Origin of the sequence: Kitasatospora sp. GAS204B, assembly GCF_029892155.1 — a bacterium.
Classification (GTDB): domain Bacteria; phylum Actinomycetota; class Actinomycetes; order Streptomycetales; family Streptomycetaceae; genus Kitasatospora.
The window spans coordinates 74,713-86,932 of record NZ_JARZAG010000020.1 but is presented as its reverse complement, the minus strand read 5'-3'; the positions used below and the strand labels follow the sequence as shown (position 1 = coordinate 86,932).

3 protein-coding genes are annotated in these 12,220 nt (G+C 75.6%); all 3 read right to left on the bottom strand.

The genetic code is table 11. The annotated features are described in order from the left end of the window. Window positions 1-46: 46 nt before the first annotated feature. Genes P3T41_RS25230 through P3T41_RS25220 form a run of 3 tightly spaced genes read right to left on the bottom strand, consistent with a single transcriptional unit; the run spans window position 47 to window position 12,176 of the window. Window positions 47-811 carry an alpha/beta fold hydrolase gene (locus P3T41_RS25230; protein WP_280692589.1) on the bottom strand — a complete coding sequence of 255 codons (765 nt, stop codon included), beginning with the start codon at window positions 809-811 and terminating at the stop codon, window positions 47-49. Further along, window positions 808-3,213 carry a type I polyketide synthase gene (locus P3T41_RS25225; RefSeq protein WP_280692588.1) on the bottom strand — a complete coding sequence of 802 codons (2,406 nt, stop codon included), beginning with the start codon at window positions 3,211-3,213 and terminating at the stop codon, window positions 808-810. The genes P3T41_RS25230 and P3T41_RS25225 overlap by 4 nt, the downstream gene beginning before the upstream one ends. An 11-nt stretch (window positions 3,214-3,224) precedes the next feature. Beyond that, the gene (locus tag P3T41_RS25220) at window positions 3,225-12,176 is read right to left on the bottom strand and encodes a type I polyketide synthase (protein ID WP_280692586.1); all 8,952 of its coding nucleotides are present in this window, start codon (window positions 12,174-12,176) and stop codon (window positions 3,225-3,227) included. Window positions 12,177-12,220: the final 44 nt, after the last annotated feature.

The window sequence follows — 12,220 nt, the reverse complement described above, 5'->3', positions numbered from 1 at the left end:
GCGGGGGCGGTGCACTCGGCACCGACCCCGCCCCCTGGGGCGTGTTTCAGGAACGGCTCGCAGCGCCCGCCAGCTGCGCCGCGGCCTCGGCCACCAGCGCTCTGGTGAATCCCGGGAAGGCCTGGCCGAGGAAGTAGAAGTGGCCACCGGGGAAGAGCTGGTAGCCGAACTCCGCGGTGGTCTCCCGGGCCCAGCCGGCCAACATGAACTCGGGCGCCCACGGATCGATGTCGCCGCCGAAGGCGGAGACCGGGGCGGTCAGCGGGACCCGGTCGGGGTCGGGATTGTAGGACTCGACGGCGCGCAGGTCCGCCCGGGTGAGCCGGAGGAACCGTTCGACGAACTCCGGCACCTCGTGGATCCGGTCGGGCGTGCCGCCCATCGCCAGCAGCTGGCCGAGCAGCCGTTCGTCGTCCAGCTCGTAGAGCCGGCGCCGCACCCGCGCCTGGTAGCTCGGGCCGGCCCGCCCCGAGACGCCGACCCAGCCGGGCCGCTGCCCGGCCGCCTCCAGCCGGCGGGCCAGCTCGATCGCCACCAGCGAGCCCAGGCTGTGCCCGAAGAGCGCGAACGGCGCGTCCAGCCAGGGCTGGACGTCCTCGTAGACCGTGTCGAGCACCGCCGACAGGGTGGTCAGCGGCTCCTCCCGGGCGCGCTTGCCACGGCCCGGCAGGTCGATCAGCACCAGGTCCCAGTCCTCGGGCAGCTGGCGGGCCATCGGCCAGTAGACGCCCGAGGAGCCCCCGGCGTGGTGGAAGCCGAGCAGCCGCAGCGCGGGCCGGTCCACCGGGCGCGGGCGCACCCCGGTCCTCACGCGCCGCGCCGTTCACTGGCGGCGGCGACCAGCACGCCACCGGAGAGGATGTGTTCGCCGAGCCGCTCGAAGAGCTCGCCCAAGGTGATCTCCTCCAGGAAGTCGTCCAGCGGGACCTCGATCTGGTAGTTCTCCTCGATCCGCAGGGTCAGTTGCATCGCGATGAAGGAGTCGCCGCCCAGTTCCAGGAAGGTCTCGCCCTCGGCCAGGTCCTCCTCGGCCTGCAGCAGCGTGCGCAGTTGCTGGTGCAGGAAGGCACTGACGGCGGCGCGGTCGGCGGCCTGGTCGGCGGTGACGGTGGGGACGGCGGCCAGTGCCTGCACCGGTGCTGGGGCGGCGGCCCGCTCCTCGATCCAGAGCCGGCGGCGGCGGAACGGGTAGGTGGGCAGGTTGCCGGCCGCCCGCGCGCCGGCCGGGCGCAGCGCGTCCAGCCGCAGTTCGGCACCGGCGGCGAAGAGGGTGCCGAGCGCGCTCGCCAGCAGGTCCACCGCCTGGGCCGGCTCGTCGCCGGTGAGCGGCAGGCTGCCGCCCTCCCAGCGCAGAGCCGCGTCCACCGACTGGTCGGCGGCGGCCGCCCCGGGTCGCACCTTGAGGCCGAACTGACGCAGGATCTCCGCCAGTTGCTCGTCGGCGCGGCCGTGGCCCGCGATCAGCTCCGGGTAGGCCTCGGTCAGCGCGGCCACCGCGGCGGCGAGTTGGGCGGAGCCCTGCACGGTGCTCAGGGTGACGGCCAGCCGGGCCGGCTTGAGCTCGCGCACGCCGTGCTCGGCCGCCGCGAGCAGCGCTTCGGCCAGCTCGGTGCCGCTGCGCCCGGTGACCGCGATCCGGAACTCGAAGGCGGTGCGCCCGGCCCGCAGCGTGTGGCAGTCGGCGGCCAGGTCCGCCGCCCCGGTGCGGCTCAGGTGCCCGGCCGCCAGCGAGACCAGCTCGGCCAGGCTCTCCTCGTGCTTGGCGGAGAGGGTGACCAGCTCCAGCCGCCCGGGGACGGCCGGCGGCTGCTGCCGCGCCTCCTGGTAGGCCTCCAGCACCACGTGCGCGTTGGTGCCGCTCATCCCGAAGGCGCTCAGGCCCGCCACCTTGCGCTGGTAGCCGGCCGGCCAGTCCCGGCTCTCGCGCGGCACCGCGACGTTGATCCGCTCCCACGGGATCAGCGCGTTCAACTCGCCGTCGGCGGCGCTCAGCGCGGCCGGGATCCGGCCGTGCTGGAGCATCAGCACCACCTTGATCAGGCCGGCCAGCCCGGCGGCCGCCTCCAGGTGGCCGATCCGGGACTTCACGCTGCCGGTGAGCAGCGGTTCCTGACGGTCCGACACGCCGCTGCCGACCACCGCGTCCAGCGCGCCGACCTCGATCGGGTCGCCGAGCGAGGTGCCGGTGCCGTGCGCCTCGACGTAGCCGACCTCGGCGGCGGCCACTCCGGCGTCGGCCAGCGCGGCCCGCAACACCTCCTGCTGGGCCGGGCCGTTGGGCACGGTCAGCCCCGAGGAGGCGCCGTCGTGGTTGACGGCGGTGCCGCGCAGCACCGCGAGGATCGGACGGCCCTCGCGCTCGGCCTCGTCCAGGCGCATCAGCAGCACCATGCCGACGCCCTCGCCCCGGCCGTAGCCGTCGGCGGCGGCGGTGAAGGTCTTGGAACGGCCGTCCGGCGCCAGCGCCTTGTTCTGGCAGAGCGAGACCATCAGGTCCGGCGAGAGGATCAGGTTGGCGCCGCCGACCAGCGCGTAGCGGCACTCGCCCTGGCGCAGGCTGCGGGTGGCCAGGTGCAGCGCGACCAGCGAGGAGGAGCAGGCGGTGTCCACGCTGATCGCCGGCCCGGACAGGCCCAGCACGTAGGAGACCCGCCCGGCCGCCATCGAGTGGCCGCCGCCGGTGCCGTAGTAGGGGTCGATGCCGGTCTTGTCGTCCGGATGCGCCATCCGCTGGACGTACTCGGAGGTCATCATGCCGACGAAGACGCCGGCCTTGAGCCGCTCCTGGCGGCGGACCGGCAGGCCGGCCCGCTCCATCACCTCCCAGCCGGTCTCCAGCAGCAGCCGCTGCTGCGGGTCCAGCGCGGTGGCCTCGCGCTGCGAGATCCCGAAGAAACCCGCGTCGAAGCCGGCGATGTCGCTCAGGAACCCGGCCCGCCGCACGTAGGAGCGGCCGAGCTGGTCGGGCTTCTCGTCGTAGACGGCGCGCAGGCCCGGGCGCTCCTCGGGGATCTCGCTGAGCGCGTCCTGCTCGCCGAGCAGGAAGTCCCAGTAGGACTCGGGGGTGGTCAGCCCGCCGGGCAGCCGTAGCGCGGTCGCGACCACGGCGAGCGGGGCGTTGCGCTGCTCCTCCAGTTCACTGATCCGGGCCTTGAGCCGGCGGGTCAGTCTGTGCTGCTCCTGCAGCAGGGCGCGGTACTCGTCCGTTTGCATCTCTTCCTACCTCACAGGTCCATGGCCAGGTCGCGCCGCACGGCGGCGAGCAACTCGTCGTCGGAGAGCTCGTCGTCGGAGAATGGGTCGCCGCCGAGCTCGTCCGGCACCGGGGTCGCGGCGGTGGCCGCCGGGGCGGGGGCCAGCAGCCCGGTCAGGTACCGGGACATCTCCGCGACGTTCGGGTAGTCGATGGAGGCGGTGGCCGGCAGGTCCTCGCCGACCGCGTGGGCGAGCAGGGCGCTGAGGTCGATCGCCATGATCGAGTCCAGGCCGATCTCCTCGAACCCGGTCTCGTCCTCGACCGCCTCCGGGTCGCCCAGGGTGTCGCCGGCCAGCTTGCGGACCACCTCGCGGACCCGCTCCTCGCGGTCGTCCTCGTCGGTGACCGCGGCCAGCTCCTCGCGCAGCCAGCCGCGCGGCTGCTCGCCGCCGCCCTCGGCGGCGGGTTCGGCGACCGGCGGGCGCTCGGCGGTGAGCACCGAGAGCAGCGCGGTGCCGGGGTGCGTGCCCAGGTTCCCGGCGTAGCGGGTGAAGTCGGCGTCCATCGCGAGCAGTCGGGCCTGGGTGGTGCCGGTGGCCAGGGCCAGCAGCGGGACGGCGACCTCATCGCTCAGCACCCGGACGCCGAACCGCTCGGCGGCCCGGGAGAGCGCGCCCGAGTCGGCCATGCCGCCCTTGGCGCTGGGCACCCACGGACCCCAGGCGACCGCCGTGGCGGGCACCCCGCGCTCGCGCAGCTGCTGCGCCAGCCCGTCCAGGTAGCCGTTGGCCGCACCGTAGTTGACCTGTCCGGCGGAGCCGAGGGTGCCGGCCGCCGAGGAGAAGAGCACGAAGCAGCTCAGCTCCCGGCTCTCCAGCACCGAGGCCAGCGTGTCGGCGCCGGCGGCCTTGGCGGCGAAGACCTTGCGGTAGTCCTCCTCGGTCAGGTGGTCGAAGGCCCGGTCGGCGGTGGTGCCGGCCAGGTGGAAGACGGCGGACAGCGGGGCCATCGACTCGGCGGTGGCGACCGCCGCGCAGACGTCGGAGCGGTCGGTCACGTCACCGGCCACCACCTCGATCCGCACGCCGCTCGCGGTCAGCTCCGCGATCACCTCGCGGGCCGCCGCGTCGGGTGCCGAACGGCCCATCAGGGTCAGCGCGGTGACGCCCTGCCGGGCCAGGAACCGCGCCACGCTCAGGCCCAGCGCGCCGAGGCCGCCGGTGAGCAGCGCGCCGCCGGTCAGGTGCGGGGTGTCGGCGCCGGCCGCGGGCAGCAACCGGGCCACCGCGAGGCCGGCCGCCCCCAGGCTGAGCCGGGTCTCGGTGACACCCTCGGCGGCCACCTCCAGCAGCGCCTGGGCGAGCGGTTCGGGCTGCCAACCCTCGGCCAGCGTGATCCGGACCAGCCGCCGGTCGGGCTGCTCGATCTCCAGCGCGGCCAGCAGGCCGAACAGCGCCTCGCGGACCGGCGCGGCCCCGGGGCGGCCGTCCACCGGCAGCGCGTACGGCACGTCGGCCGGCGCCGCCTTCAGCGCGGCGGCCAGTTCCATGGCCGCCAGCCTTGCTGCCTCGGCGCCTTGACGGTCCGTCAGATCACTGAACCGTGCGTCCACCAGCAACTCGGTGGCGCCGGGGCCCTGGGCGAGCGCGTGGTTGACCTGGTGGCCCAGGGCGCGCAGCCGCTCGCCGAGCCGGCCCGCCGGGACGCTGTCGGCGCCGGTGACCACCAGGGTGCGGCGGGTCTGCGGGACGGTCGGCAGCGGGCGCGGCACCCAGCTCAACTCGTAGGCGTGCGGCACGCCGCCGCGCAGGCTGGTGCGCAGCGTGGTGCGGGCCGCGGCGCGGACCCGGAAGCCCTCGGCGACGATCACGCTGTCGCCGGCCGAGGTGAACAGGTGCAGGTCGGCGACGTCCACCCGGCGGCGCCCGCGCTCCAGCGTCTCGGACTGAAGCACCGTCACGTGGCCCCACAGGTCCTCGCCGGGCACCGGGCGGCCCGGGAAGGCGAGCTTGGCGGAGGCGAACGGGATGGCCAGCGCGGCGGCCGCCTCGGCGTCCTCCTCGACCATGAACCCGGCGATGCTCTGGAAGACCGAGTCGATCAGGCCCGGGTAGATCTGGTAGTCGGTGACGGCGTCCGGCAGCGGCGGCTGGGCGTAGCGGACCAGCGCCTCGTCGCCGCGCAGCCAGATGTCGGCGATCCACCGGAAGGACTGGCCGAGGTTGTAGCCCAGCTCGCGGAAGAAGGCGTAGAAGGCATCCCCGGAGATGTGCCGCTCGGCGGTGGCCGCGAAGGCCTCCCGGTCCGGCGCGTGGGCGCTCGGTCCCTCGGAACTCATCTTGCCGGACAGGTGGTTGACCCAGGTGCCGGCCTGCGGGTCGAGCAGGCTGTGCACGCTCACCCGGCTCGGGTCCGCCTCGTCGTCGCCCAGCAGGATCTGCAGGTCGTAGCGCTCGCCGTCCTTGATCACCAGCGGGCGCGGGCAGATGAAGTCCTCCAGCGCCAGCGGGCTGCCGTCCCCGGCCAGCGCCGAGAGCATGGTGGCCAGGTGCGAGGAGGCCGGGGTGAGGACGGTGTCCTCGATCCGGTGGTCCGTCAGGTACGGCGGGAAGGTGTCGCTGCGCTCGAAGGCGAAGGCCCGGCCGCGCAGGGCCGGCGAGCGCAGTTCGCTGCCCCAGTGGCGCAGCGGGGCGGCCCTGACCGCCGACCCGGCGGCGGGCTCGACCTTGGTCCAGTAGCGGGTGTCGGCGAACGGGTAGCGCGGTGCCGCGGCCCTGGCCGGGCCGCCGGCCCGCTGCACCGAGGCCCAGTCCAGGTCCTGGCCGTGCCGGTAGAGGTGGGCGGCGGCGGCGAGCAGGCTGGCCCGCTCCCCCGTGCCCCGGCTGAGCGAGGCGACGGCGCCCTTGGCGGGCACCAGGCCCGCGCCGACCACCATGTTCACCAGCGTCCGCCCCGGACCGATCTCCAGGATCGCGTCCACCCCGAGGCCGGCCAACTGCTGGACGCCGTCGTGGAAGCGCACCGGCTCGCGCAGGTGCCGGGACCAGTAGCGGGCGTCGTAGTCCGCGTCCGTGGCGACCTTGCCGGTCAGGTTGGAGACCACCGGCAGGGTCGGGCGGTTGAAGGTCATCGGCGCGGCGAGCGCGGCGAAGTCCGCCAGCATGCCGTCGATCAGCCGGGAGTGCGCGGCGGCCGGGATCACCAGGCTGCGCGCCCGGTGGCCCTCGGCCCGCGCCCGCCGCTCGACCTCGGCGACGTCGGCGGGCAGCCCGGCCACCACGATCGACTCGGGACCGTTGATCGCCGCGATGTCGCAGCTGGTCCCCGCGGTCCAGGCCTCGACCTTGGCGAGCGGGGCGGCCACCGAGAGCATCGATCCCGCCCCGGCCCGCTCCTGCATCAGCCGGGCCCGGTGCGCCACCAGGGTCAGGCCGCTGACCAGGTCGAGCACGCCGGCGTGGATCGCGGCCGCGATCTCGCCGACGCTGTGCCCGGTGACCACCGAGGCCCGCACCCCCCACGACTCCCAGAGCGCCACCAGGGCCAACTCCAGTACCACGGTGGTGGGTTGGATGAAGCGGACCTGGTCGATCAGCTGCTCGTCCGCGCCGTAGAACATCAGGTCGAGCAGCGAGAGACCGAGCAGCGGGGCGATGATCTCGTCGCAGCGGTCCACCACCTGGCGGAAGACCGGCTCGCTCTCGTACAGCTCGCGGCCCATCCCGAAGTACTGGCTGCCCATCCCGGTGAAGAGGAAGGCGATGGTCGGGCGCCCCGGCGCCTGGACCACCGGCTCGCGCAGCCCGGCCAGCAGCTGCGCGGCACCGGCGCCGAGCAGCGCCCGGCGCGGGCCGAAGTGGGCCCGTCCGGTGCCCGCGGTGACCGCGAGCGCGGCCAGCTCGTGCTCGGCCGCCTCGGCCAGCCGCTGCTCCCACCGCTCGCTCAGCCGGGCCAGGCCCGGCAGGTCGGGCGCGGAGAGCGGCAGCAGGTAGGGGCCCGCCGCCGGCTCGAGGGCGGCCGGCTCGGCGGCCTCGCCGAGGATCACCTGGGCGTTGGTGCCGCTGAAACCGAAGCTGGACACGGCGGCCAGCCGCGGGCGGTCGCCGGTGCGCCACGGGGTGAGCGCGTCCACCACCCGCAGGTTCATGTCGTCCCACGGCACGTGCGGGTTGAGGTTCTCGGCGTGCAGGCTGGCGGGCAGCTTGCGGTGCCGCAGCGCGAGCACCGTCTTGATCACCCCGGCGATGCCGGAGGCCGACTCGCTGTGGCCGATGTTGCTCTTCACCGAGCCGATCTGCAGCGGCTCGCCGGGGCGCCGCCCCGGGCCGAACGCGGCCCAGGCGGCGGCCAGTTCGATCGGGTCGCCGAGCGAGGTGCCGGTGCCGTGCGCCTCCAGGTAGGAGATCTGCGCGCCGTCCAGGCCCGCGTCGGCGAGCGCCTCGTTGATCACCGCCTCCTGCGCCCGGCCGCTGGGCACGGTCAGTCCGGAGGAGGCGCCGTCCTGGTTGACGGCGGTGCCGTGGATCACCGCGAGCACCCGGTCACCGTCGCGCTCGGCATCGCTCAGGCGCTTGAGCACCAGCACGCCGCAGCCCTCGGCGCGGACGAAGCCGTCGGCCTCGGCCGAGAAGGTCTTGCAGCGGCCCTCGGGCGAGAGCATGTGCGCCCGGCTGACGGCCACCGAGCAGGACGGGTCGGCGATCACGTTCACGCCGCCGGCCAGCGCCCGGTCGCTCTCGCCGCTGCGCAGCGAACGGACCGCCAGGTGCAGCGCGACCAGCGAGGAGGAGCAGGCGGTGTCCACCGCGAGCGCGGGACCGTTGGCCCCGAGCAGGTAGGAGATCCGCCCGGCCGCGGCGTTCAGGGCGGTGCCGGTGCCGAAGTAGGCGTCCAGCTTGCCGAGGCCGCCCTGTTCGAGCAGCCGCGCGTAGTCGGAGTTGGAGATGCCGACGAAGACGCCGGTCCGGCTGCCGCGCACGCTGTGCGGGTCGATCCCGCCGTCCTCCAGCGCGTGCCAGGCCGCTTCGAGCAGCAGGCGGTGCTGCGGGTCCAGGCTCTCGGCCTCGCGGGCCGGGATGCCGAAGAAGCCGGCGTCGAAGCGGGCCAGGTCGCTCAGGAAGCCGCCCTGGTCGGTGGTGATGGTGCCGGTGGCCAGCGGGTCGGCGTCGTGCAGCGCGGCGCGGTCCCAGCGGTCGGCCGGCACCGGGCCGACCGCGTCGCGGGCCTCGGCGAGCAGCTGCCAGAACTCCTCCACCGAGTCGGCGCCGGGGTAGCGGGCGGCCATCCCGACGATCGCGATCGGCTCGCCGAGGCCCGTGACGGGCGCGGCGGGCGCGGCGGGCGAGCCAGCGGCCTCGACGGCGGCGGCCGCCGGGCGCGGGCGAGGCGACCGGGCCGCGGCGGGGGTGTGCTTCGGCCCGTCGGCGAGCCGGGCGGCGATCAGCTCGGCGAGCTGACCCACCGTCGGATAGCTGAAGATCTCGGCCACCCGCAGCTCGACGGCGAACGCCTCGGCCAGCTCGCGGGCCAGGTCGACGGCCATGATCGAGTCCAGGCCGAGGTTGTAGAAGCCGACGTCCTCCGGCACGGCGCGGCCCTCGGCGTAGCCGAGCGCGGCGGCCAGCTGACGGCCGACGTGCACCCGGGCGGCCGCCAGGCGGGCCCCCTCGGGCAGCGCGAGCAGCTCGCCGCGCAGCGGCGACCCGACGCTCGGCGGGGCCTCGGTGGCGGCCCGCTCGGCCAGTTCGGCGAAGAGCGCGCGCGGGCGGCCCGCGCCGATCACCTCCAGGAACCGGGGCCAGTCCACCGGGCAGGCCAGCAGCAGCGCCGCGGCGTTCGGGGTGGCGGCGGTCAGGCTGGTGCAGCCGGTGGCCGGGTCCACCTCGCCCAGGCCCATCCGGGCCAGGTTGCGCCGGCCCGCCTCGTCGGCCATGCCGTCCAGCGCCCAGGCCCCGAAGGCCAGGCTGCTGGCGGGCAGTCCGGCGGCGGCACGGTGCGCGGCGAGCGCGTCCAGGCCGCCGTTGGCGGCGGCGTAGGCGCCGCGGCCCTCGTTGCCCCACAGGCCGGAGGCCGAGGAGGTCTGCAGGAAGAAGTCCAGTGGCCAGTCGCGGCTGAGCAGGTGCAGCCACCAGGCGCCGGAGTACTTGCCGCGCAGCGCCGCCTCGAAGGCCGCGCTGTCGGCCTCGGCGAGCGGCGCCAGCGGCAGCGTGCCGGCCGCGTGGATCACGCCCGCGATCGGCGGCAGGCCCTCGATCGCCAGCGCGGCGGTCAACTCGGCGTGCCGGTCGCAGTCGGCGGCGCGGTAGTGCGCCGCCACCCCGGCGGCGGCCAGCTCGGCCAGCCAGTCGCGGGTGGTCGCGGGCAGCGCCTCGGGGGCGGTGCGGCCGATCAGCACCAGGTGGCGGGCGCCGCGCCGGACCAGGTCGGCGGCCAGCGCCCGGCCGATGCCGCCCGCGCCGCCGGTGATCAGGTAGGCCGACTCCTGACGGATCGTCAGTTCCGGTTGCCAGTCGGCGGCCACCGGGCGCAGCCGGGCGCCGAACGCGGCGCCGTCACGGACCGCCAGCAGGTCCTCGACGGCCGTCCCGGGCGTCGGTGCAGCGGCGGTGGCCAGCTCCAGCACGGTGCGCGCGTCGGTGGCGGTGGGGGCGGCCGGCAGGTCGATCACGCCGCCCCAGCGGGCCCCGAACTCCAGGCCGAGCACCGGCAGCAGGCCGTGCAGCAGGCCGTGGTCACCGGCCGCGATCCCGTCCTGCCCGGTGACCTGGCGCACCGCCCGGGTGAGCGCGAAGGCGCGGTGTCGGCCGTCCACCACCGCGAGGCTGCGCACGGCGGTGGTGACGGCGGCCAGCAGCGCCGCGCCCGCGCCGGCCGGGTCGGCGTCGTCCAGCCGCTCCGGCAGCGGGTCGGCGCGGTGGGCCAGCACCAGCGAGAGCGGGCCGCGCTGGTCGCGAGCCGCCCAGAACCGGCCCCAGGCCAGGTCGTCGGCGGGCAGCGGGCCCTGCTCCCAGGCCGGGAAGGAGCCGTCGGCGACCGGGCCGAGCAGCACGCCGAACTGGCCGCCAGCCTCGGCCTCCGCGGCCAGCAGGGTGAGCAGTTCGACATCGTCCCCGGCCAGCACCAGGGTGCTGCCGCTGACCGGCGCAGTCGGCGGGACGGGGTGCCAGGCGAGCTCGTGCAGCGGCACGCCGGCCGGCGCCGCGGGCCGCTCGGCGGCGGGCACCGGCGCAGCAGCGGCGGCGGGGGCGGCCTGGGCCGCGGCGGCGGCCGGCGCGTGCCGGGTCCGCTCCCACGGGTAGTGCGGCAGCTCCACCACCCGGCGCGGCAGCGCGGGCAGCCGCCCTGCCGCCGTCCCCTCGGCGATGGTGACCAGCGGCGAGGCCTGGTCGGCGGCCAGCGCGCCGAGCGCGGCGGCGGCGCTGGCGGGGTCGGCGGCGGTGACCGTGGCGGTCACCTCCTGGCGGCTGCGGCCCTCGGTGACGGTGTAGGCGAAGGCGGCGTACTGGGCGGGCGCCAGCGTGGCGAGGCGCTCGGCGAGCCGCCCGGCCAGCGCGCGCAGCGCGGCGGGGGTCTTGGCGGAGAGCTGGAAGCCGGTCACCGGAACCTCGGTGGCGCGCTGCTCCGCCGACTCGGCGGGCTCCGCGGGACCGACGATGATGTGCGCGTTGGTGCCGATCATGCCGAACGAGCTGACGCCGGCGTACCGGCCGCTCTCGGCGGCCCGCCACGGCTGTGCCTGACCCGAGACCGAGATGCCGGTGCCGTCCAGGTCGATCCGCGGGTTGAGCGTCTCGAAGTGCACCAGCGGCGGGACGACGCCCTTGCGCAGGCAGAGCAGCGCCTTGATGACGCCCGCGATGCCGGCCGCGCCCTCCAGGTGGCCGAGGTTGGCCTTGACCGAGCCGACGTGCAGCTTGGCACCCTCGTTGCGCCGGCCGAGCGCGGCGATGATGGCGTCCATCTCGATCGGGTCGCCCAGCGAGGTGCCGGTGCCGTGCGCCTCGATCAGTCCCAGGTCGGCCGGGGTCAGCCCGGCGTCGGCCAGCGCGGACTCCAGCAGGTCGATCTGGGCCAGCACGTTGGGCGCGGTGAAGCCCGAGGAGCGGCCGTCCTGGTTGATCGCCGAGCCGCGGATCACGCCGTGGATCCGATCGCCGTCGCGCAGCGCGTGGTCCAGCCGCTTGAGCGCGATCACCCCGCAACCCTCGCCGCGGACGAAGCCGTTGGCCCGCGCGTCGAAGCTCTTGCAGCGGCCGTCCGGGGAGAGCGAGCGGGTCTGGTCGATGATCCGGGTCGAGCCGGGGGCCAGCACCAGGTTGACGCCGCCGGCCAGCGCCACCTCGCACTCGCCGCGCCGCAGCGCCTGCCCCGCCTGGTGGATCGCCACCAGCGAGGAGGAGCAGGCGGTGTCCACGGCCACCGCCGGGCCGGTCAGGCCCAGGCAGTAGGAGATCCGCCCGGCCGCGAAGCTGTGGCCGTTGCCGGTGGCCCAGTAGGCGTCCAACTCGCCGGTGTTCCAGTCACGGTAGTCCTGGCGGCCGGTGATGCCGACGAAGACGCCGACCTTGGCGTCGGTCAGCTGCTCGGGGGCCAGCGCCGCGTCCTCCAGCGCCTCGTGGGCCACTTCGAGCAGCAGGCGGTGCTGCGGGTCGATGGCGCGCGCCTCGCGCGGGCTGATCCCGAAGAAGTCGGCGTCGAAGCCCAGCACCTCGTCCAGGAAGCTTCCCTGGTGCGGGAGTTCGGCCCATTCATCGGCGAACGGGGCCATCCGTCCGGGCGGCCGGGTGCGCACCAGGTCACGGCCGGACTCGAGCGCCGCCCAGTACGAGTCGAGGTCGTCGATGCCGCCGGGCAGCCGCAGGCCGACGCCGACCACCGCCAGCGGCTGGTTCCCGCTCGCGGCGTCCAGCTGGGCGCGCAGGCTCTTGATGGTGTCCAGGGCTCGGGTCAGGGGTGTCGCAGCGCTCTTGCTCGGTTCCATGAGTCCGTATCCAGTCCTCGTGACAGGGAAGTTGAAAGGCCCGG